General features: G+C 43.5%; 24 protein-coding genes. All 24 read right to left on the bottom strand.

The window, feature by feature from the left end; translation table 11 throughout:
• Window positions 1-11: 11 nt before the first annotated feature.
• Window positions 12-554: a hypothetical protein gene (locus T355_RS0106080; RefSeq protein ID WP_197019561.1), complete on the bottom strand. Its 543-nt coding sequence runs from the start codon at window positions 552-554 to the stop codon at window positions 12-14.
• A 210-nt stretch (window positions 555-764) separates the two neighbouring features.
• On the bottom strand, window positions 765-1,622 hold the full coding sequence (gene fliB, locus T355_RS0106075) for a flagellin lysine-N-methylase (RefSeq protein WP_027396982.1): 858 nt from the start codon (window positions 1,620-1,622) through the stop codon (window positions 765-767).
• A 12-nt stretch (window positions 1,623-1,634) separates the two neighbouring features.
• A complete protein-coding gene (locus T355_RS0106070) occupies window positions 1,635-2,078 on the bottom strand; it encodes a GatB/YqeY domain-containing protein (RefSeq protein WP_027396981.1) in 444 nt (147 codons plus the stop codon).
• A gap of 34 nt (window positions 2,079-2,112) precedes the next feature.
• A complete protein-coding gene (locus tag T355_RS13750) occupies window positions 2,113-2,730 on the bottom strand; it encodes a DUF4194 domain-containing protein (RefSeq protein ID WP_051555415.1) in 618 nt (205 codons plus the stop codon).
• A gap of 3 nt (window positions 2,731-2,733) precedes the next feature.
• A complete protein-coding gene (locus tag T355_RS0106060; protein WP_037329925.1) occupies window positions 2,734-4,206 on the bottom strand; it encodes a DUF3375 domain-containing protein in 1,473 nt (490 codons plus the stop codon).
• Window positions 4,207-4,220: 14 nt separating this feature from the next.
• A complete protein-coding gene (locus T355_RS0106055; RefSeq protein ID WP_027396979.1) occupies window positions 4,221-5,003 on the bottom strand; it encodes a class I SAM-dependent methyltransferase in 783 nt (260 codons plus the stop codon).
• Window positions 5,004-5,030: 27 nt separating this feature from the next.
• The gene (gene mutL / locus T355_RS0106050; protein WP_027396978.1) at window positions 5,031-7,037 is read right to left on the bottom strand and encodes a DNA mismatch repair endonuclease MutL; all 2,007 of its coding nucleotides are present in this window, start codon (window positions 7,035-7,037) and stop codon (window positions 5,031-5,033) included.
• Window positions 7,034-9,631, bottom strand: coding sequence for a DNA mismatch repair protein MutS (gene mutS / locus T355_RS0106045; RefSeq protein ID WP_027396977.1), 2,598 nt, complete (start codon window positions 9,629-9,631; stop codon window positions 7,034-7,036). The genes mutL and mutS overlap by 4 nt, the downstream gene beginning before the upstream one ends.
• Before the next feature lie 66 nt (window positions 9,632-9,697).
• Window positions 9,698-10,996 (bottom strand): tRNA (N6-isopentenyl adenosine(37)-C2)-methylthiotransferase MiaB, encoded by a 1,299-nt coding sequence (miaB, locus tag T355_RS0106040; RefSeq protein WP_037329951.1) that lies wholly within the window; start codon window positions 10,994-10,996, stop codon window positions 9,698-9,700.
• A gap of 152 nt (window positions 10,997-11,148) precedes the next feature.
• Window positions 11,149-11,754 carry a sugar O-acetyltransferase gene (locus T355_RS0106035; protein ID WP_027396975.1) on the bottom strand — a complete coding sequence of 202 codons (606 nt, stop codon included), beginning with the start codon at window positions 11,752-11,754 and terminating at the stop codon, window positions 11,149-11,151.
• A 53-nt stretch (window positions 11,755-11,807) separates the two neighbouring features.
• Window positions 11,808-12,254: a type II toxin-antitoxin system HicB family antitoxin gene (locus tag T355_RS0106030; protein WP_027396974.1), complete on the bottom strand. Its 447-nt coding sequence runs from the start codon at window positions 12,252-12,254 to the stop codon at window positions 11,808-11,810.
• Between the two features lie 15 nt (window positions 12,255-12,269).
• Entirely contained in the window at window positions 12,270-12,452 is a 183-nt protein-coding gene (locus T355_RS0106025) for a type II toxin-antitoxin system HicA family toxin (protein WP_027396973.1), read from the bottom strand.
• A gap of 475 nt (window positions 12,453-12,927) precedes the next feature.
• Window positions 12,928-13,350, bottom strand: a complete 423-nt coding sequence (locus T355_RS13745) for a type II toxin-antitoxin system MqsA family antitoxin (RefSeq protein WP_037329924.1) — start codon at window positions 13,348-13,350, stop codon at window positions 12,928-12,930.
• Between the two features lie 9 nt (window positions 13,351-13,359).
• Complete coding sequence (locus T355_RS0106010) at window positions 13,360-13,662, bottom strand: type II toxin-antitoxin system MqsR family toxin (RefSeq protein ID WP_051555413.1); 303 nt, start codon at window positions 13,660-13,662, stop codon at window positions 13,360-13,362.
• A 262-nt stretch (window positions 13,663-13,924) separates the two neighbouring features.
• On the bottom strand, window positions 13,925-15,256 hold the full coding sequence (locus T355_RS15415) for an ADP-ribosylglycohydrolase family protein (protein ID WP_071997172.1): 1,332 nt from the start codon (window positions 15,254-15,256) through the stop codon (window positions 13,925-13,927).
• 113 nt (window positions 15,257-15,369) lie between these two features.
• Window positions 15,370-16,353, bottom strand: a complete 984-nt coding sequence (locus T355_RS0106000) for a macro domain-containing protein (RefSeq protein WP_027396971.1) — start codon at window positions 16,351-16,353, stop codon at window positions 15,370-15,372.
• A 198-nt stretch (window positions 16,354-16,551) separates the two neighbouring features.
• On the bottom strand, window positions 16,552-16,788 hold the full coding sequence (locus T355_RS0105995) for a YdbC family protein (RefSeq protein ID WP_027396970.1): 237 nt from the start codon (window positions 16,786-16,788) through the stop codon (window positions 16,552-16,554).
• Between the two features lie 115 nt (window positions 16,789-16,903).
• A complete protein-coding gene (locus T355_RS0105990; protein WP_027396969.1) occupies window positions 16,904-17,467 on the bottom strand; it encodes a UbiX family flavin prenyltransferase in 564 nt (187 codons plus the stop codon).
• A 22-nt stretch (window positions 17,468-17,489) separates the two neighbouring features.
• Window positions 17,490-17,852, bottom strand: coding sequence for a YraN family protein (locus tag T355_RS0105985; RefSeq protein WP_027396968.1), 363 nt, complete (start codon window positions 17,850-17,852; stop codon window positions 17,490-17,492).
• On the bottom strand, window positions 17,852-18,196 hold the full coding sequence (locus tag T355_RS0105980; RefSeq protein WP_027396967.1) for an EscU/YscU/HrcU family type III secretion system export apparatus switch protein: 345 nt from the start codon (window positions 18,194-18,196) through the stop codon (window positions 17,852-17,854). Before T355_RS0105980 ends, T355_RS0105985 begins: the two co-directional genes overlap by 1 nt.
• Complete coding sequence (locus tag T355_RS0105975; protein ID WP_027396966.1) at window positions 18,186-20,339, bottom strand: hypothetical protein; 2,154 nt, start codon at window positions 20,337-20,339, stop codon at window positions 18,186-18,188. Before T355_RS0105975 ends, T355_RS0105980 begins: the two co-directional genes overlap by 11 nt.
• 85 nt (window positions 20,340-20,424) lie before the next feature.
• The gene (locus T355_RS0105970; protein WP_027396965.1) at window positions 20,425-21,222 is read right to left on the bottom strand and encodes a ribonuclease HII; all 798 of its coding nucleotides are present in this window, start codon (window positions 21,220-21,222) and stop codon (window positions 20,425-20,427) included.
• Window positions 21,222-22,169, bottom strand: coding sequence for a ribosome biogenesis GTPase YlqF (gene ylqF, locus T355_RS0105965; protein WP_051555412.1), 948 nt, complete (start codon window positions 22,167-22,169; stop codon window positions 21,222-21,224). Before ylqF ends, T355_RS0105970 begins: the two co-directional genes overlap by 1 nt.
• 172 nt (window positions 22,170-22,341) lie before the next feature.
• Complete coding sequence (locus T355_RS14700; RefSeq protein ID WP_027396963.1) at window positions 22,342-23,559, bottom strand: DUF6033 family protein; 1,218 nt, start codon at window positions 23,557-23,559, stop codon at window positions 22,342-22,344.
• Window positions 23,560-23,587: the final 28 nt, after the last annotated feature.

Genomic DNA, 23,587 nt, shown 5'->3' with positions numbered 1-23,587 from the left:
TTTTATACCAATCAACTGCTCAGTTTTCTGTACGCTGTAGAAGGGTTCGCTTTCAACAGCTCCAATATTTCAAAAAACTTCTTGGGGTTGTTCACAAACACCAAGGCGGCACTGTAAGGCCAGTTAGCTGGGGTGTATTCCTGCCACAAGCTTTTTCGGTGCTGGGCCACATTTGCATAATCGCCATCTGCATTGCTTTCCAACCAGGAATACGCAAAATAATCTGCCAAAGACTCAGTCAGCTGGTGCTTTCTTTCCATAGATAATCCCATTCTGGGGCTGGCATCCTGCAAAAAAGCCTTTTCATCCCATATTCGGTGCAGGGAATGGAAAAATTCATGGGCCAGCACCATACTTAAAACACTTTCATATTCATTCTCCAAATGAAATTTGCAGCAATATTCCTTCACTGCCTCATGGTATATGAATACACTGTAGCCCTTTTTAATGGATTTCCCCAGCTGCTTATCAAAGGGGCCATTCCCTTTAGGAATAACTATCACTTCATCTGAAATATATACAGGTGGCAGCCATTCCTTGCGCTCCCTCAGCATTTTTTCAAAAGAATCATTGGGAAAATTCGCCATTATTTTATAGAAATGGACCCTTATTTTCAATAGCTCATTTTCTAAAAATGAATCAATATTACATGTAAACATCATTCATTCAGTATATTTTCCTTAACAAACACAAAACAGGCCAGAAACCGCAAAAGCTATGTGGAACTGACCTGATCTGTTTTTACCCGTTAATATCGGATGAAACTACATTTTCAAGAGCATCGCCACATTTTCCGGGCAGTATTCTATCTGCTCTGACCAGCGGCGTATGGCTTCAGACAAATCACCCGTAATGGCTGCTACTATAAAAATATATTCCGTGGATATATCTGTATAAATCAGCAAATCATCCAGACTGTAATCACTGATCTTTTCCAACTGACGGTACATTATATATTGATATATACGCTGAAAAGCCTGGTGTGGCATTATTCGTTCGTAATTTTCGAGAAACTCAGGATTTTCCTGGGCATATTGCATATAGGCAGCAATATCCTCCCGCCACTTATCATCAATTGGTTCAGTGTTTCCCATTATTTCCAGAACCTCCAGAGCATCATCCTTGGAAAGACCAGGATGAAATGTCTGCTGTTCCTTTTTCATGTTTATTCCCAATAGCTTCAAAAGCTCAGAAAAGCTCAGATTATCACTATGACCTTCAATTTTGAATTCCAATGAACCAGCCTGCAAAAGCAACCCACAGGAAACCTCGCAGCTAAGACCTACCCCCGCCAGCTCATAATCATTGAGGACAGTATAGAAACGTGGATGATTGGTGCATATCTCGCAAAGAATTTCCTCGCCTGCTGACAAAATCAGCTTGCAAAGGCCATCCTCCTGTAAAAATGGGCAAGCTCCATTTTTAGCAAGCCCAAAGGAATACACACCATTTGCGCTGGATATATTAGCCCGTAGTTCATCCCCCAGACTTCCTTCAATTTTCAGATATTTTTCCGCCGTGGCATTGTCTATATCTATCTCCCAGCCCTTACAGCAGGAATGGCTGCAATCACTGGCTATACAGGAAAAATCCTTATAAAATGACGGATAAACTGTATTCATCCCATCACCTGCTTAATTCAGGGCTTCCTTCACTAATGTATTGACCATCTTTCCATCAGCACGGCCTTTAACCTTTGGCATAAGTGCCCCCATTACCTTGCCCATATCCTTTGGTGATGAAGCACCAGTCTGCTCCACAGCCTCTTTCACCAAGGCACGTACCTCATCCTCAGATAACTGCTGTGGCAAATATGGCATCAGAAAAGCAATCTCGGCTTCATTCTGAGCTACCAAATCAGCCCGTCCGCCCTTTTCGAAATCTGCGATGGAGTCCTTACGCATCTTAACTTCCTTGCTAATAACGGCTATTACAGCATCATCGTCCAGCTCTACCTTGTTGTCAATTTCCTGCTGCTTAATGGCACCTCTAACCATGCGAATAACTGCCAAGCGCTCCTTTTCCTTGGCCTTCATTGCTTCCTTCATATCATTTGCCAACTGTTCTTTAAGTGACATATTATGCACCTCCAAAAATAATAACTTTAAACATTTAAAATTCCAAGGTATTTTCCTCAGATGGTTCCTCAGCATTTCTGCTGCCGAAATCAAGATAGTCCTGCAACCGCTCATTAAACTTCTGGAGCCAATCAGCGGTTACAAAGCTCCTTATGAGCTCCCTAACCTCATAGGCATCCGCCTGACCGTAGACCTCTGACAAAAAGCCCATTTCCACAGCCTTTTTGATGTGGCGGTTCACCTCATTATCAAACTTCGTTTCATTGGTAGCGGCGGGATAAAAGGGCTTCAGCCTCAGCTTTATATCCTCAAGGGAAAGGACAAGAATGCTGTCACCATTGGAGGCGTCAAAATCCCCCAGGCTCTTGCGAAGCTGTACCAACAATATACTAAGGCCATAGCTAAGCTGATGACGTGGTACCAGCCGTGGTAAATTTTCATCATCATTTTGCTTCACATAGGCATATCCCGCATTATCGTCCACATAAAGAAGTAAGCCAATCTGGGCTACATATTCCTCCATGCGGGGCTGGTTATCCTTAATGATATTCCATATATCCGGCTGGGTGCGCTTATCCACCACGCCTTTTAAAATCGTAATCAGGGCACGGGAATAGTTCATGTCCTTTTCTTCAGTCATAGTATCTGCCATCCCTTACCCCTCCTTTTTATAAAAAATAATCTTATCCATATCCACCTGAATATCCACAGCGTTCACATTTTCCATATCCAAAAGCTGACGCTCACCATCCACAAAGCTACGGCTGTCACTGCTGGCAATGACCAGATAATTAAGAAGCTCTGTAAGGCCCTTGGTAAGCGGATGCTTTTCCAATATCTCGCTTAGAGAAACCTTTTCCTTGTCCCCCAGGACATCAGCGATATTTTCCTCCAACACCTTTCGATCCACATATACCTGTTTAAAAAGTGCCTCCACGGAGCCCTGATGACTTCCCTTTTCAATGGCACTGCTTTCAATAATAGGCTTTTTCGGTGGCACAAAAAGTGGTCTGTCCATAATAAAATCAAAGAATGGGGCCGACTGATCCATCTGGGCAAACTCAGCATCTCTCGGAATATTATCCTTTATGGAAATTGCCTTATCCTCCACCTGTTTAATAATCTCATAAATGTAACGCTCCTGCTCCAGATAGCCTTCGTCCACATATTGGCGAATCTGACGGGACAAATTGCTGACGGTGTCCATAACCTGTCGGGCAGCCTCGGACCACTGACGACGGATATGACGCATATCATACTGCTTTTCCACCTGTTCAATGCCCTGGATTTTTAATATTCTTCCCAAAGCCTCATCCAACTCTTCTCTGGAAGACTGGTTCATCAAATAGTCCCAAAAAGCCCCAAAGCTCCTGCCCTGCTCTGAGTGTTGTATATAGTCCCTGTCCTGAAAGAACTTTTCCAAAAGCTCTCCCTTGCCCTTTTTCCAGGTAACTATCTGCTCCATAAGACTACGCTCCAGCTGACGGAAATTTTCCTCCACCTCACGAAAATCCGCCAGTATACTTCTGGCGGTTTCGGCAGCATGAATGTATCTCTCCTTTATTTGAACTTCATCTAAAACCTTTGGAGCTCCACCATTTTCCAGGCGGGAAATCTCCTTTTCAATAGCCTCCTTTTCCTCTTTAAGCCTGGCTATACGGCTTTCGGCGCTTATATTGCTTTCCTCATCAATTTCCCGAATAAGGTTAAACACCAGACGAACTCTGGATTCCGTGCCAATAAAGCTCTGCTTCCTTAAACCAGCCAGCCATTCAATGCCACGCTGGGCATCTGCCGTGAGATCATAGCAGGGTTCGTTCTTCTTCACAAAAAATTTACGGAGCCATGAGTGCTGACCGTCAGTCCACGAGGCGAGATAATCCTTGGCGGGGCGAATAATTCCCTGGGCCTCAGCATTATCGTGAAGGTCATATATAAAATTATTAAGATCCTCCAGCAATCTGTCCTCTGGCACGGCTCTCTGATTCTTCACCATAAACTCCTGATAAAGGAAAGCCGCCACGAAGCTGCACTGCTCAGAGGCCAACAGACGCCAGGCCGGATGCTCATTTCGCAGTTTCACCAGAAAGCTGTATTGCATATTGTCAGGTATATTATCATTCATCATTTTATAAATTACACCTACAGTTTAATAACGCCATAATGCACCTTGGAGTGCTTGCCTCCAACAATGGTATCGAAGCCCAGGCGGGCAAACTCCAAGCTGCGGCTATTCTCCTTCATTACCACCCGATGTCTTGCAACCCGCTTGGCCTCATTTACTGCCTCTATTGACAAAGGCCGATGGTCAGCCACGGCACGAATAGGATTTATATTATGGCTGTCCTTTAATGGATGACGAAACATAGGATCAAAATAAACAACATCCACGGACCTATCGGGCAGAGTCTTTAGATAATCATTATAATCAGCATTTATAACGTTTACCCGCTTAATAGCACTATGAAGCTCGTAATTGGTGGCGAGAAAATGCTTCATGCCTTCACCTGTAACAAAGGCAATAAGGGGACTAGACTCCAAGCCAGTGACACTGCCCCCTTCTCCCGTAACAAAGCTGGCCACTATGGCATCAGCACCAAACCCCAGGGTACAATCCAAAACGCTCATGCCTTCATTTAGATCCATGGCGGCTGCCATGTGATCCTCATCACCCATACGAATATTCTTTATTCGGAGCTGGGACATATTAGGGTGAAAAAAAAGCTCCCCGTCAAGGGTATCCAAAACAAAGCTACCCTTTTTAGCCACCAAAATGTTATCTACACCGTATTCTTCACGCATTTCAGGCAAGGCCGCCCGATTGCGTTTAACATTTTTAATCCCCAGCTTCTCCGCCGCATAGGCTGCCAACTCAATACTTTCCTTATGATTTTTTCTGTCCGTCGTGACAATGGTATTTAGCATTAATTCTCCTAAATATATGTGTGCAGCTCAAAAGCCTGTACGCTTAAACATTTTGGCCAGCTCATCGCTGCTGAATTTCAAAATTGTTGGTCTGCCGTGAGGGCAGGTATATGGCATGGCGGTTTTATTCAGCTCATCCAAAATAATTTCCATCTGGCGGAAATTAAGCTCAAAGCCCGCCTTTATGGCTGCCTTGCAGGCTGTCATAGCAAGGCACTCATGACGAATCTCCGCCGCACTAAGCTGGTGCATATCCTCCAGTGAAACCAATATTTCCCTAATTGTGTTTTCTGCCTCAGCCACAGGAATATCCGCTGGAATCTCCATGAGTCGATACTGGTCCGGCCCGCTTGGTTCAAGGCCAAAGCCCAAGCTATGGAACATCTCCAGATTACTTTCAATAAGCTGGGCTTCCCTTTCACTAAAATCCAATATGAGATGCACCAAAAGCTGCTGTGATGGAATCCGCTCCGTCATGGCCGCAAAACGGTCATACAATATGCGCTCATGGGCAGCATGCTGGTCAATGATATAAAGACCATCTGCATCCTGGGCAATAATATAGGTATTGTCCACCTGACCGATAGGAACCATTGGAGTTGCACTGATACCCGCGGATTTTTCAATTATTTCCCCGGTTGACCTATCTATAAGTACATCATTTTCCAGAACAGTATTTTCTGATTGGCTGGCAATTGCCTCTGTATCATTTATATAAGTTTCGCCACCATTTGCAATGGTTCCACCCGAAGAAACCAATCTTTCACCTTTCAGCTGGGATAATTCCTCCTGGACCTCATGTAAGGTCTTGGCCTGCTGCTCCACCCGATACTGATAAGCCGAAGATGGGATGCTTGAGGGAGTATAGCTACTATTACTAATGGAACTGGCTGCACTGGTTACTCTTGGCTGTGATGCCGGTACAAAGTGCATTTCGTCAATAAGGGTCTCCATAACAGGCTTTGCTTCCTTCATAGAAGCAGGAATTCCCGTAAAATGCCTCTCGGGACGCTCCACCTGGGCAGCGATATTCCCAAGTGCCTCGCCATGAGGGCGCACCGCATCCAGCACAGCCTTGTACACAGCCTTAAAAATTCTGCCCTCGTCCTCAAATTTAATCTCACTTTTCTGTGGGTGAACATTTACATCAATAGAATTGGATGCCACATCCATAATAAGGGCCACCATTGGATAGCCGGATTTAGGAATCAGGGAGGAATAGGCGTTATCCACAGCCTTTGACATGGCCCTATTGGAAATTATACGTCCATTGACAATAAAGGTCTGCCAGTTTCTGTTGCTCCTGATGGTGGATGGCTTGGAAATATAGCCCTTGATGGTGATATCATCGTCAGCAAAATCCATGCCCAAAAGGGCATCGCCTACAGAACCGCCGTAAATACTGCGAAGAGTATCATGGAGATTTCCATTTCCCGGAGTCACCACGGAGGTTTTATTATTATTTATAAATTTAAAGGCAATATCAGGGCGGGAAATCGCCAGTTTAATAATAAATTCATTTATCTTACTGGCCTCGGTGTTATTGGTTTTCATAAACTTTTTACGGGCAGGGGTATTAAAAAACAAATCCTCCACCCGAATGGTGGTACCCAGACTGCATCCCGTTTCACCGATTTCCGGCTCCTTGCCCCCGATAATCTTCACCTCAGTGCCCAGCTCTGCCCCCGCCTGACGGGTCTGCAAAGTAAAACGGGACACAGATGAAATACTTGGAAGGGCCTCACCACGGAAGCCCAATGTATCTATATCCATAAGGTCCTCAACCTTAAAGATTTTCGATGTGGCATGACGTCGGATGGCCATCTTCGCGTCTTCCATGCTCATGCCGATACCATTATCCGATACCCGCATAAAGCTGGTACCTCCCGCCATGATTTCCACCTCAATGCGGTCAGCCTTGGCATCCATGGCATTTTCGATTAATTCCTTTATAACTGAAGCTGGTCGTTCTACCACTTCACCTGCCGCTATCTTATTGATAGTGCTATCGTCAAGAACATGTACGAAACTCATCCTCGTCCCGCCTCCTCTTTTGCCTGCTGCTGTAAGCGATACAGGGTATTCATTGCTTCTATTGGGGTCATGGTCATAACATCCATGCCCAACAGCTCATCACTGATGGAATTTCCGAAAAGTGATGCCATCATATCATTGGATCCAGCCACCGCTTTGGCTTTCTCCTGTTTTTTGGTTAATGGGATATCCTCAACCTTAGAGCCCTCGGCCTCCAGTGCCTCCAGTATTTTTTCTGCCCGCTGAGTTACCGCCTTTGGAAGTCCCGCCAGGCGGGCAACGTGAATACCATAGGATTTATCTGCAGAGCCCGGAATAATACGGCGAAGGAAGCTAATGTCCTTGCCCTTCTCCTTTACGGCAATACAGTAATTCTTTATTAAATCATCCTCCAAGTCCGTAACCTCATGATAATGGGTGGCAAATAGGGTCTTGGAGTGAATATGCTCACGAATATGCTCGATTACTGCCCTAGCAATACTCATGCCGTCAAAGGTACTGGTACCACGGCCAATTTCATCCAGAATAACAAGGCTATCACGGGTGGCATATTTGAGAATCTGAGCTACCTCGTTCATTTCCACCATAAAGGTACTCTGACCGCTTACGAGATCATCACTGGCACCTATGCGGGTAAATATTCTGTCCACAGGGGAAATGGTGGCTTCCCGTGCCGGAATAAAGCTGCCCACCTGAGCCATAAGGGTAAGCAGCGCTGTCTGGCGCATATAAGTGGATTTACCAGCCATATTAGGACCGGTAATCAGCATAATCTCACATTCAGTATGATTTAGACGGGTATCATTTGGAACAAACAAATCCCTTGTTAAAATCCGCTCCACCAGCGGATGACGGCCGTCCTTAATATCAATCTGACCATTATTCAAAAGCTGTGGCCGCACATAGTTATAAGCACTGGCCGCCTCAGCAAGACCCGTAAGCACATCAAGAACCGCAATATGCTTGGCAGTTTCCTGAATATCTCCCAGCTTTGCCTTAATGGTATCGCGAATTTCCATAAAAAGATTGTACTCAATGTTTACAATCTTTTCCTCAGCTCCAAGAATCTTAGTCTCAAATTCCTTCAGCTCCTGGGTAATATATCGCTCTGCATTGGCCAAGGTCTGCTTACGGACATAGTTATCCGGAACCAGCTCAGTTCCGCTGTGACGCACCTCAATATAATAGCCAAAAACCTTATTGTAGCCGATTTTCAGGGCGCGTATACCAGTGGCTTCCTTTTCCTTTTCCTCCATCTCCTGCAATAGCTGCTTGCTGTCACGGGAAATTTTGCGGTATTCGTCCAGCTCCTCATTGTAGCCTTCCTTGATAATGCCACCATCACGAATGGTAAGTCCTGGGGCATCCACAATGGCCCTGTTTAAAAGGTCCACAAAATCCTCATAAAGATGAATCCCCTCATGGCATTTCTGCAAAAGCTGGGATTTTCTGCCATCAAGGAGATTTTTTATGGCAGGAAGGGCCATAAATGAAGTTCTAAGAGCTACCATATCCCTGGCATTGGCTGAGCCCACTTCAATACGGGTCAGCAAACGCTCAAAATCATATATGGACTTAGTGGAAGTCTTCAGCTCCCCACGAAGTATAAAATCATTGGCTAATTCTTCCACAGCATCCAAACGCTGGTTAATCTGCCCGATGTTTATCAGGGGATATTCCAGCCACTTCTTTAGGAGACGGGTCCCCATGGCCGTATCCGTAAAATCCAGAACATCAAGAAGGGTATCCTTCTTGCCACCATCACGGAGATTGCGGGTAATTTCCAGATTTCTCAGGGTATATGTGTCAATAACCAGATTATTGGCAAAATCCAGCTTGGTCAGCTGGGACAAATGGGAAAGATCAGTTCTCACCGTGTCGTGGAGATAACCCAGCATAGTTGCCACAGCTTCACTGGCAGAACGTCCAGCAGGTCGGTTGTTTACATCAAAATGCTGAATAATCAAATCATCCACATTTTTAACAGGCGCCTCAATACGGGTGAAGGCACAGGCTGCCATACGCATTTCAATAAAGGCCTTTAAGTCACCTAGAAAGGAGGGCTCACCCAAAATAATCAGCTCCGGCATCATGATACGATACAGCTCATCATAAAGGGCTTGCAGGCGGTCATCCCCAGTATAAACACCATAGAAGCACTCCCCGGTGGAAATATCCGCCCCGGACAGTACAACCTCCTCGTCAGCTTCATAAACCAAAGCAATATAATTATTATTAGCAGACTGAAGGGCACTTTCCTCCAAAATGGTACCTGGAGTAATGACCTTAATGACCTCGCGTTTTGTAAGTCCTTTGGCCTTTGGGTCACCAATCTGCTCAGCAATAGCCACCTTATAGCCCTTATTTACGATTTTTGTAATATAGCTTTCAGCAGCATGATAAGGAATACCGCACATGGGATTCTTCTTTACATCACCGCTGCGGCTGGTAAGGGTCAGTCCCAGCTCGCGGGAGGCTGTCACCGCATCATCCAGAAACATCTCATAAAAATCTCCCATTCTAAAAAACAGGATTTCATCGGGATGCTGCTCCTTTATGGCCATATATTGCTGCATCATTGGTGTCATTTCCATGAAAATACCATTCCTTCTATACTAAACAACTTTATCTATGGGCAGATTTACGCCATCATGCTATGCTTACGCCAGTTCCCCCTTCAGCACCCAGGTCTGAGGCTGACAAATCTTTACCTCTACCAAATCCCCAGGCTGTTCATGGCCCTGATATGGCCACAGCACCAGCTTATTGCCGGAGGTACGTCCGGACCAAACCTTGTCATCATTGGAGCTTGGCCCCTCCACCATAACCTTTACCACCTTGTCCTGAAGTTGCTGATTTTTCTCCAGACTTATCTTATTCTGAAGCTCCATAAGGCGATTCAGACGGTCATGCTTCACATCCTCATCCACCTGTTCTTCCATTTCTGCTGCCGGAGTGCCGGAACGCTTGGAATAAATGAAGGTATAGGCCTGGTCATAGCGAACCCATGCCATTAAATCCAGAAGCTGCTGAAAATCATCCTCAGTTTCTCCCGGGAACCCCACAATAATATCAGTGGTAATAGTGGCATCCGGTACCGCATTTCGAATCTTGGTAATAAGCTCCTTATAGGCCTCCACAGTATAAACGCGATTCATAGCCTTCAATATTCTGTTGGAGCCATGCTGCACCGGCAAATGGAAATGAGTGCAGATATGTTGGCTATTTTTAATAACCTCAATTACTGCATCACTTAAATCCTTTGGATGGGAAGTCATATAGCGCACCCGCTCAATACCTTCCACCTTGTCCACCATTGAAAGAAGCTCAGCAAAGGTAGCCTTCTTGTGGTCCTTACCATAGGAATTAACATTTTGACCAAGGAGAGTAACCTCCTTGTAGCCCTGCTTCACAGCCTCCTGAACCTCAGAAACAATGTCCTCAGGCATACGGCTCCGTTCCCGCCCCCTTACATAAGGAACGATACAATAGGTGCAGAAATTATTGCAGCCGTACATAATTGGCACCCAAGCCGATAGAGCTGTCTTTCTGTGAATGGAAATATCTTCAGGCAAATCTTTTTCATTGATTTCTGTGTCAACAATATGCTTCTCCTGAGCCTGCTCCAGCTTGGAAACAGTGGAAACCACTTCCTGAATCTTATTGGTACCCAGCACAAAATCAATATGGGGAGCCCGCTTAATCAGCTTCTCCCCTTCTTTCTGTGCCATACAGCCAGTGATACCAAAAATAAGGTCAGGATTCTTCCGCTTGAGATTCTTAATCTCACCGATTTTTCCATAGACCTTGTCCTCAGCATTTTCACGCACTGCACAGGTATTTATCATAATAAGGTCAGCCTGCTCCATATCCTCAATGGACTCATAGCCCAGCTTGGCCAGCTCACCCTCCATACGCTCTGCATCGCTGAAGTTCATCTGACAGCCGTATGTCAGCATCTTTAAGTATTTCTTTTCTCTATTTAAAGTCAAATTGATACATCCTCTCAAAAACAAACAATCGTACAGAACATTATACCATAATTGATGATTTTTTAAAAAATGAAATCAATAGAAAAAGCCGGGATATAATCTCGGCTTAGTGCTCATTATTAACTATTCCCAATCCGGTCATCATCAGTAATCTGCCGCACTACTCTGCAAGGATTACCCACGGCCAGAGAATATGGCGGTATATCCTTAGTGACCACACTGCCACCACCGATAATTGCTCCCTTGCCGATTTTCACTCCCGGCATAATGGTAACATTGCCGCCTACCCAAACATCTTCCTCCAAAATGATTTTTTCAACCCTTTCCGGATAATAGGCCCCATACTGGTTAAAATGCTTGGAACGCTCATCAGCAACCAATGGATGGGATGGAGTGGCAAACAACACTCCTGGGCCAATCAGGCATCTGTCACCAATGTGTATTTCATTGCCATCAAGAAATACAACATTGAAATTTATATATACATCATCCCCAATATAGATATTACAGCCATAATCAAACTGCACACCATTGGCGATAAAGGAATTCTCCCCTATATGTCCCAGAAGGTCTTTCAGCAGCTTCTGTCTTTTCTCCTTCTCCTCCACCATAGTCTGATTGTAAATTGTAGAAGTATTCCCGGCTAAAGCCCGCTGCTTTACCATCCAAGGCTCATTGTCCTGAAACCATTGGCCATTAAGCATTTTTTCTTTCTCTGACGACATGCATTTGATTTCTTCCACTGTTCCACCTCATTTTCCATTAATATGGCTATTAATCACATAACAGATTCAATTTTTTCAATAACTAATTTTTCCACCCATTTAGGAGGAAATGCTTTACCACGGTTCCAGTCCTGCACCGTTCTATATGGTGCTCCCAATAAATCTGCCAACTGCTTGATGTTTAATTTTGCTTTTTCTCTAGCATATTTTATAGGGTTGTTTTCTTTTAACAAGACTTCCCTGTAAGCATCAGTATCAGCAACAATCATATTTACAAAACCATTTTTAGGTACCCTAACAGTTTTTATATCTGTTGCTTGTGGAATTGCTGCTTTATCGTCTTCTAAATCACACAATGCAAAATTCAGAAAATCTGTAGCCATTACAATAGCATCCGTAACATCTTCCCCCTGGGTTGCCCCCTCAAAATCAAGAAATGTAACTATATACCCGCCCTCTTCAGCAGGCATAAATACCGCTGGATACGAATATTTTGCCATTTTAATGCACTCCTTTTACTTAATACCTGCCTGTTTTAAGATTGCCTCCGCTGTCCCTCTTTTTATCTCAGCTGCGTGACGCGGAATTCTAAAATACTTATTTGTTATGGGGCTAAACCATTTGTCATGCTTGCCACCATGTTCTAAGAAATAACAACCATGCTTTTTTAGTAACCGTTTTAATTCAGAAACTGTCATCGTTATCCCTCTTCTCACATTATATACATTCACCGTGTATTTTTCAATAAATACGCACATTATCCGTGTATATTATATATTGTTAGCCAAACAAAAAAGCCTTTGGTTCCCGCATTCCAACGTCAATCAGAATACAACTACCAAAGGCCCGTTAGGCTTATTCTTTTATACACCTGTTTGGTACTTAAATGTTTCTATTGTGTATTTGTAATGTCAATATAAAAAAATACTAAATATTTGCAGTTATATTACAAAAAAACCTTCATTTTACAAATCTTTCAATTTAACCCCATTATGGTTTTTCCACTCATCATTTCCGTTTGTATTAGCGAAACATACAAAATCAGATGCCCCAGAAGGGGTATTATAAGTTGATATTTTCCCTCGCGCCATAATATTCATCTCCCCAACCATAATGATACCATTAACCTTTAAGCATTTTCTCTTTTTCTGACAGTATATCGATGCACTCCCTTTACAATTCGTAAATTTCCGCTATAGGCAAAGTCTTGAGCAAGGATGGATTGGTTGACAATATTCTAAGCAGATTTGATATGGCCCTGCTAGGCAATACATCACCACTCTCATACTTCTGAAAAGCCCTTTTCCCGCCACCTAAAATAAGTCCGGCCTGAATTTGGGATAATTTTAGACTTTTCCGTATTGAGCGTATTTCAGCCGGCAACAACAGATGCTCAACTTCAGCCTTTAATTCCTTGATTGCCCTATCATAAATTTTTAGATCTTCATGACTAAAGGTAGGTTCACAGTCGTTATTTAAAGGATACCAACCAGGCATATCAAAGGTTTTACTTTGCCCTTGATATGTTATGGTAATTGGCCGAATATCCCGTTTTAATTCAGCACCAGTTTCAATATCATATTTGATTTCTTCCATGATGGCACCTCATTTCTCTTTAAAAGATATTAAATCAAATTCAGTAATTGTCCCTTGAACAAATTTAATATATATCAGATAGCCCTTATATGGAACATGGTAAACATCCTGCCATATTTGATAATTTTGATAAGATGTCATTGATTTATAGAAATGTTCTGGAAGCATGGAATCCACTGCCTGGAGAATATCTTTGAGTTCAAATCCCATAGCTGCAGCACCAAACAAAGCTGACTGCTTAATACCATATTTAGACTTTTTGAACGAATCCAAATTATATGTTGGAGTGTATTTGTCCATTACTTTAGGCATAGTTCAACCTCACTTTCATTATAAACCATAATGGTGTATTTTGTAAATCAATGTTAATACGCAAAATCAACCTTTTCCAAACAAAAAGCCTTTGGTTCCTGCATTCCAATATCAATTAGAATACAATGACCAAAGGCCCGTTAGGCTTATTCTTTTATACACCTGTTTGGTAATTATATTTTACTATCAACAGCATCATGTGTCAATATCGAATCATTATTAGTTAAAACAACTTTATGTCTTTAATAATTTTTGCACTTTTTTACCTCCCAACCCTTGAACGTACCTTTTCAACTATTTCAGCCATATCCAAATGCAGTATTACCGGTTCAGTAAATTGATTCAGTACAATACCAAATACCTTATTTTTATAAAATTGTGCCATTTCAAGAATTTCCAAAAAATGTTTTGCCACCTTGGAACATTGATCATCATATTCTCCCATAACTTCTGCACTAGAAAAAACAGGGATGAAATTGTCTTCTCCATTTGAGATAATTACTGGAACCAGGCGAATAGGTTCTTCATTTGTAAATTCCATACCTACCAAAGAATCCAGATTATCACCTGCCATTTGTATCATTTTATCCAATGATGCCTGATCCTTGCTTCCCGAAATTGCATTACATGGTATCCAAACATTACTATCCCTTAAAATTGCCAATAAATTCCAAAAGCTATCATCCGTATTCCAATATTTATATTTTCTTATAGCTTCTCTTAAAAGTGAGCCATCAGCTAACTCCTTTGCAGAAATTTTTCTTCCCTTTCCTCGATATAAAATCCATATATCATCAACATCTCTATAGAAACGGTCTATTATTTTTAGCATTTCTTCAGGTAAATTGTTTCGACACTCAACTACTAATTCATCTGGAATCCCATAATAGGCTTCAGCAATACTTCCAGCTATACATGCCAGTGTATCTGTGTCACCACCAAGAGAAATGGCAGTTCTTATCACATCTTCAAAATTCTCCCCCTCCAAAAAGGCTGTAATAGCTTCCGGTACAGACCTTTGGCAGGTTTCATCATGGTGGTAGTTTGGTCTGATTTCATCACATGTACGGGATAAATCATACCCTATAACCTCTGTAACAAAAGATTTTATTGCTTCTTTGTCTTTTCCCTCCAAGGCCAAATATATTGATCCCGCTACAGCCTGAGCACCTTTTAAGCCCTCAGGGTGATTATGTGTTACTACTGCCGTAAGACAAGCTAATCGCATTGCTTCTTCCATACTGGTAGCAAGCCAACCAGCAGCTGATACCCGCATTGCTGCTCCATTACCAAAGCTATTATATGGTTCAGGGTCATCTGCCTTTAACCAGTGACCAAACATCCCCCCATAACCCGCATTAGGGTATTCACTTCCCCAATTTTTCATAGAACTAATTAAAGACTGTATTATTTCCACATCAGAATCAAATTCACCATCGACATTATTCAGTAAAACCTCTGCCACTGCTACAGTCATCACAGTATCATCGGTAAATTTTGACTTATCGCAAAAAAGCGGAAAATATTTCGTCTTATTCCCTCTGTCAAACTCATAAGGAGCACCAATTATATCGCCTAAGATAGCACCATACATATATATTCCCCCTTCAATATTACCATTCCAATTCTTTTGATGTTCAAATATTATCAAAATAATTTATCTATATGGTCTCCTGTCAGGCGACATTTTTGAGGGCACACCAAAGCCTAACACCCCAATGTAGGTTCCCCTTTTTCAAACAGCACCTGATTAATACTATCGATGTCGTATTTCCCGTGTCTGAGGAAATATTCAATAATTACATCGCTCACATTGCTATGTGAAAAGGCGTAGCCGGCCCGGGCCAATAGCTCCCTGGTTTCTGCCAAATTTAGTTCCAAGGCTATGGCCAACGCAAAAACGGTGGACTTTTTCGGCTTATAATCCTGATTAGTGCGTATTTTCGAGAAATGCTTGCGATTAATATTGGCCTTTTTATACACCTGGGGATCTGTCATTCCCTTGGCATCAATAAGTTTAAACAAGGCTTCCGAAAAGGTATCTGTCATATCATCTAACATTTCGTCCAATGAACGGGAATCAGTGACTCTATTTTTATATAGAGCCGCCTCCCGTTCCCGTCTGCGCCGATAATTATTACAGCGCTCCTGGGCCAAATGCTCATCCACATACACCTCATCAATATAATTCTGCACATCATTAAACAGGCTATTAGAAATTTTAAAAGACTCCCGATCAAACATTACCATATATACATCCAAATCATGCTCATCAATATATTCCCGAATTGCCCTTGTAGCGGTGGCAATGGCAATCTCCGGTGGACATCCGAATATTCCGGCAGAAATCAAAGGAAAGGCTATTGAACTGCATTTATGGTCTGTTGCCAACCGGAGAGAATTTTTATAGCAACTGGCCAACAGCTCCCGTTCCCCATGCTTTCCATCCTGCCATACAGGTCCAACGGTGTGTATTACATATTGTGCCAAAAGATTATATCCAGGAGTAATAAATGCCTCCCCCGTATCAATATTTCCTATTTTTTGTCTGGCTATCAACAGCTCCGGGCCAGCAGCCTTATGAATAGCCCTGTCAACACCACCACCTACAATGGCTCTGGGATTGGCGGAATTAACAATTACATCCACCTGCATTTTCGTTATATCGTTTCTGACAAATTCCAAAGGCATGACATTCAACTCCCGTCAAAATTCTATATTATCATTCTACAATCACAGCAAATACTCCTTTTGTAGCGATATCATTATTCATAATAAAAAATGGAGGACGCCTTCAGGCATCCTCCATTCTTAAAATATAAGTTTTCTACAGCTGTCAAATTACCAGTCATTTAACACAACAATCTCATATAGGCTGTTATTCAGCTATCAGATTACCAGGTCATTCAGCAGATTTCGCAACACCACAATCTCATCCTTTGTAAAGGTAACGCCTTTCCCCATGCGGCTCCTGTCCGGGGACCATTCCCGAATGTCATACTTTGGATTAAGGTGATTCCAGGAAACCAGGTTCAGCTCCTTATGCCAGCCCCGTCTGTCCTCAGCAATTACTCCAAATTCCTCCTTGATTTCGCAGGTAATTTCTCTCTTTTCGTTGTTTTCCATTGTAAAACACACTCCTTGATTAATAATATTATCTATATCTGTATTTTATCAAATTATTTTAGGTTTGTAAATAAAACAAAATAAAAAAGAAGGTTACTTTCGCAACCTTCAAAAATTATTCCATATTTCCGTCCCAGTGACGAAATAAATTATTCTCCACATTTAAGCTGTCGCAGATTTTCCCAACCAGCATATCCACCAAGTCCATCAAAGTTTTCGGTAAATGATAAAATCCTGGACTGGCTGGAATCACCATTGCACCCAAACGGGACACCTTAAGGAGATTTTCCAAATGTCCGGCATGCATTGGGGTTTCACGAGGCACCACTATAAGGCGGCGGCCCTCCTTTAGAATCACGTCAGCAGCCCGAGTCAAGAGATTATCCGTAACCCCAGTGGCAATACAGGCTACCGTCTTCATGGAAGCGGGCACTACCACCATGGCATCAGCCCTAAAAGAACCACTGGCGATGGAAGCACCGATATTATGTACATCGTGAAGCATGTCTGCACTGCTCAGAATCCTCTCATAAATGTCAGGACACTCAAACCTCACTACCTTTTCGCCACTCTCCGTAAGCACTACATGAACCTGATGCCCAGCTTCCTTCAACACCTCTATAAGACGAAGGCCATAAATACTACCGCTGGCCCCCGTTATTCCTACTATAATTTTCATACATCCTCCAAAATCCCCATGATTATACAGCTTCAAAGGCATTTTCAATAAGCCTGAAGCTCATGCTGCCACTTTTAGGTGCCAAAATTTCCAGCACATCAAAACGGTAATAATAATCATGAAGCCCCTTATATCTGATATACGCCTGGGCGGTACGAACTATTTTCTGCTGCTTGAAATAATTTACTGCTTCAGCCGGTGCCCCGAATTTTACAGAGCCTCTGGTCTTTACCTCCACAAAGGATATGGTATCCCCCTTGCTGGCAATAATATCTATTTCCCCGGTCTTTGCCCGATAATTTCTCTCACGAATAAAATATCCGTGATTCTCCAAATACTGGGCCGCAGCCTGCTCTCCCTTATTTCCCAAAATCTTGTTGTTCATTATATGCCTTTCATTGGCGGCATCTGATTTTTCATATCCTTGCGCCGCTGGTCGATCCTATACACATAAGCCAGAATTTCAGCCACAGTGGTATACAGCTCTGTAGGAATTTCCTTGTCCAGTTCCAGAGCCATAAGCATATTAACCAAGGACTTATTCTGATAAACAGGCACCTTACCTTTTTTGGCAGCCTCCAGAATATTTTCTGCAACATGCCCTTTACCCTTGGCCACCACCTTTGGTGCCATATTCTTTTCAGGATCGTATTTCAGTGCTACGGCTTTTTTCTCAGCAAGGGGATCCAATTCCGGATCTTCCTGCGGCCGTCTTCCTTTATTCATCATTGCTTACAGTTCCTATCTTCAAATCAGTTAGGTTAATCGGAGTATTATAAAGTGCCTTGCGAATATCTGGGAGATATTCCTTAAATTCATCCACTGCCTCATTATCCGAGAACACTACCCTAAGGTTCAGATTATTGCCATCGTATAGGCGGCATACCACGTCCACTGCACCAATTTCATCTGTCAGCACACATACACGGAACCATGTATCCTTACGGGTAACACCGTATTCATCCTCATGTGGCGGTTCATCGTAAATATGAAGATATGCAGGATAGCTAAGAGTACCATCCCCTACATACAAAGGCATCATATAGGAAATAGATTTTTGACCATCAGCCTTAAAGGCACCGTCACTATCCATGGAGCCCTTTATAGCATTGGTAAAATTAACAATTTCCTTGCTGGCACTTCTGTACTGATAGCCCTTCATTTTCTTCAAGGTACTGATATCTGCCAGCTGCATAAAGGCCCACAGCTTTGGCAATGCATCAAATCCCATTTTCTGGGCCGCCTGCTGAACTGAAGCCGGCATATTGCCTTCTATTGTACGAAGCAAGGTATTTAGCTGCTTGGCATCCTGCTCAGACAGCATACCCTGATTTTCATTGATAAAATTGTTAAGAAGCTGTGCCTCTTTTGGTGTCAACTCCATATTTTTCATAATCAGCTGTCCAGCGTCCTTTAAAGCCAAGGCCACCTGCTGGCTATCCATTTGAGGCAGCTGGTATTGGGTGGTATTAGCAGCAGGCGCATTATTATTTTCAATAGGCTGCTGAGGCCCAAAACGATTAAAAATACTTCTAAACAGCGGATTCTGTTCAACAGGACCATTCATTCTGGCTGATGTTCCCTCGTAGGCCATGCCAATATTATTCAGCCGAACATTGATAGTCTCTCTGCCAGGAATCGTAAAATTGGTCTGAGATTGGGCACTACCTTCCTCCACAGCCATAGCCGATTGATTAGGCATAGCAGTATTTTGCTGAGTGCTCTGATTCCCCTGAGTCTGTGCCATCCCCTGTGGCATAGCAGTATTTTCAGCCATTACACTGGTAGCATTAGCAGGATTACCAGCAGTATTGACAGTAGTACCCGTTGTCCCCTGCTGGATCTGGCTTGCCATTTGAGGGCTATTGCCCTCTGGTTGAGTCTGATTTGCCATCTGCGGGCCATTGCCTCCAGTCTGAGTCTGATTTGCCATCTGCGGGCCATTGCCTCCGGTCTGAGTCTGTTGGGCCCCTTGCCCACCGCCATTGACCTGTTGGGCCGCACCCTGAGGCATATTTTCGGTCCCAGAAAGCACAGTATTGCCAGCAATATTATTGGTCGAATTAGCAGCAGCCCCGGATTGAGCTGCTTGTCCGCTTTGAAGAGAAGTCTGTCCAGCTTGATTAGCCATTTGGGCAGAGTTCCCCGTTGCGGTCCCCTGGACATTCCCCTGCTGAGGCTGTGACTGAGATGTATCCCCAGTAAATGCACTTTTAGGGAAAAAGGCATCCACCAGCTTATTTAAGATATTCAGTCCTTCTGTAGTCTGCTGGGCTCCCTGAGCTGGCTGAGGATTAGTGACAGCGGCCAACTGGGCCAGAAGCTGCTCAAGCTGCCGTGGCATTTCCTCACCTTCCGGAAGCTGCATCAGCTGAAAGGCCAATTTGTTGATATTCACAGGCTCCATGGAGCTATTGTTGCCAAGAACTGCCTTAAGATTATCAAATACTGTCTGCAAGCCTTCTGAAAAATCCCCCAGCTTGCCCTGATCAGCCATCTGTCCCAGCTGCGTCATGATTCTACTCAAGGTATTAAGCTGCTCCACAGAAAAGCGCTGACTGGCCAAAGAACTGCCCACGCCTTCTCCCACGGTGCCTTCAAGAGTAAAGGCATTGCGCATAATATTCTGTATGATGTTTTTCAGCTCACTTGGAATGGCATTTTCCGCTTCCGAATGATGGGTGGAAATCTTAGACAAAACACCTGCCATATTATCTATGGAATTTTTTATATTTACATCTGTACGGGGCGAAAAGGCAGAACCGGAACTGCCGCCGCCATCCCGTTTGACAGATAGCTTATCACCTTTAGTTTCTTGTGTCCGCTCCGCAGGTTGTACTGAGGGCGTCATTCCTGTTACATTTGTTGGCAAGGCCTTTCCACCTCCTGGATACCAAAATACTGGTTATCATTTTATAAAAGCATTAATATATCGATTATCATGTTTAAATGCATGATTAATTAGTAAACAAATTCCCCACATCTTCCGTCTCTTCCACCATTGATTTAATAGGTTCAAAGGACAATCTGTGAATTGGACATGGGCCGTATTTACGAATGGCCTCAATGTGACTCCCTGTGCCATATCCCTTATGCCCGGCAAAACCATATTCAGGATATTTTTTATCATATTCATCCATAAGACGATCACGGGATACCTTGGCAATAATGGAAGCTGCTGCAATAGATGCGGACTTGGCATCTCCTTTAATAAGAGATAAAGACGCCATAGGAAGATTTTCCAGCTTCACTGCATCCAAAAGCACCTTGTCCGGCTGTGGTTCCAAGGCAAATATAGCTTCATACATGCCATTCATGGTGGCCTGTAAAATATTCACTCTGTCTATGGTACGTTCATCCACAAAAACCTGCTTTACACTCACAGCCTTGGCCATTATTTCATCATAAAGCTCATCACGAACCTTTTCTGACAGCTTCTTGGAATCGTTGATTTTGGGAATAATAAGCCCCTCCGGAAGAATGACCGCTGCTACGGACACTGGTCCTGCCAAAGGTCCACGGCCTGCCTCATCAACACCGGCAATTATATTAAGGCCCTCATTTCTGGCCTCATCCTCATAGCGGAACATGGCCTTTACACGGGCGATTTCCTTTTGCTGCTTCTCATAGCGCTTGAGTATTTTTCCTGCTGCGGCCCTGGTATCCATCCTAAGGGCCTCCAACAGCTCCTCAGTAACTTCGCCAGACGCAAACAAACCCTCTATTTGTTTTATCGACAAGTCTGCAATATTCATTAATTCTTCTCCTGAGAATTCTCGGCCTCTTCGATGTCAGGAGGCGTATCAAGGCTGACGGTTCCCAGCTTGCCACTTCTAAAATCTGTGAGAACAATGCGTTGGGCCTTCTCCAGATCCACCACACCGCCCTTCACAAGACAGCCCCGCTTCTTTCCAATAAGCTCCAAAAGCTCACCAGAGGTTTCGGGCAATTCATCTGTGATCTTGTAGCGTTCCTTAATACGTTCAGGGTACAGCTTAATCATGGTATCGAGGAACACTCCAGTGATAAGCTCCCGGTCCACTGCCTCATCGTTGATAGCCCCAGTAAAGGCCAGCTTAAGGCCGGCATTCATGTCCTCAAATTTTGGCCAAAGGATACCTGGAGTATCCAAAAGCTCCAAACTGTCAGCAAGACGAATCCACTGCTTGGCGCGGGTTACCCCTGGCTTATCCGCTGTTTTAGCCTTGTTGGAGCCAGCAAGACGGTTGATAAGGGATGACTTTCCCACATTTGGAATACCCAGAATCATCACTCTGGCTGAACGGGCTTTAGCTCCCTTTGATACCAGCTTTTCCGTCTTGGAGCGGGCCATCTCCTCAGTGATTTTTACCAGTTGCTTAGTTCCCTTACCCTGGGTGGCATCCACGGCTACTGCCTGAATTCCCTGACTGCGGAAATAAGCAACCCATTTCTTGGTAATGGCTGGGTCTGCCAAATCAGATTTATTCAGTGCCACCACCTTAGGCTTGCCGGCAATAATCTCCTGAAGCATTGGATTGGCACTGCTATACGGAATACGGGCATCCAGCAGCTCAATTACCACATCCACCAGCTTCAGATTTTCAGTGATAATTTTTCTGGCCTTGGTCATATGACCAGGAAACCACTGCACATTAGGCAACACCTGCTCCGCTGCCAGCTTTCGAGTGCTCTCTTCCCGTTCCTTTATATAATCATTCATATGTAAACTCCTATCTAAAATTGCATAAAATAACATATTAATTATACGGCCCAAGGTATTTATTGGCAAATCCTCTTTTCGGACAAAAGAAAAAGCTGGGAGAAATGTGCTTACATTCCCTCAGCTCAATTCTAATTTTCTCTTATAGATTTAATTACAAAATTTAATTGCTCTAAATCAACATATTTATGGACATTATGCTCTGCTCCTCCTGAGTTGGTTCTCTATCTGGCAAGGTGCCCATTCGCTGTTTGGCTTCTGCCAAAAGTCGTTTTACTTTTTCTACTTCCGCCTCATCGCACTTATTTTGCTTATAACCATCTTCCACTTCCTGTAAATCCTGTTCCAACAATGCAATTACGGCTTGCATATCTTTCTGGGTGGCCGCTGCTGCAATCTGACGACTGCGTTTTCCCTCATTAACTGTAACTGTACTTTTAGACGATTCCGTGGTCACTTCTCCATTTTCACTTATCCTGACATTCATCCCCTGGAAGCCCACCTCATCCTTACGGCTGGCATAGGATTCATCCGCTGCACGCAGGATATCAAACAGTCTGTTACGACTATCCTCATCAGTCAAGCACTTCTTCAAATACTTTGATGAAATACTGGTCATGCCGCCACTAACCACCTGATAATTATCCCACAGATAAGCATTCAGTTCATCAATATTTTTAAAAGCCTGACTTGTGCCAGCTACCTTGTTATTTTGCAGATAAGCCTTAGCAAGCATAGGATTGCCATTATACGGTATCTGCATAATTTTCTCAGTATTATCCCGCAGAATATCCGTAACATGACTATCAGCCATCCGCTTAAGGGCGCGCTGGTCTACCGGTAAATACGGGATATCCTTAAGCTCTGAAGCCATCTCCTTCTTCTTTTCCTCAATCTTTTCCTGTAAAGCTTTCAAAGAACCCTTAGATGTTTTTTTAGCTTTTTTCGACTGCTTATCCAGCAACTCCTGCCACCAGTTTTTCGTATTCGATCGCTTCACAAAAGACTGATTTCTATTATCACTGACACCAACACTCCAAGCACGAAGACCGCCATTGTCATCAATAATCCAACCTGCAGATTTCAAATTTCTCCCTTGAACCAAGTCTGTGTTGGAAACATCGTATAGCAGAGCTTCATACTCCAACCGTTTCTCCGGGTCATTCTCCATTTGCATCAATATTTTCGGAGAAATGGAAACATTGTTTGTCCCCATCCCCGAAAAAGGATTTGTTCCAATGCTAAACTTCATCCCTGAAAATTTGCCCTGCAATTCCGAAAAGACACTGCCTTTTTCATTAGCAGCAGCTTCCTCCCGTTCTTTTTGTCGAGCCTTGGCATATTCTGCCGCAGCCTCCGACACATAGCTCTGTCCAATACGTACTGGCATTTTAATTACCTCCCCACCACAAGTTTTT

It is taken from the genome of Anaerovibrio lipolyticus LB2005 (genome assembly GCF_000621545.1).
In the GTDB taxonomy this organism is placed as follows: Bacteria; Bacillota; Negativicutes; order Selenomonadales; family Selenomonadaceae; genus Anaerovibrio; species Anaerovibrio lipolyticus_A.
The sequence above is the reverse complement of the archived record's forward strand: the minus strand, read 5'-3'. Positions and strand labels throughout refer to the sequence as shown.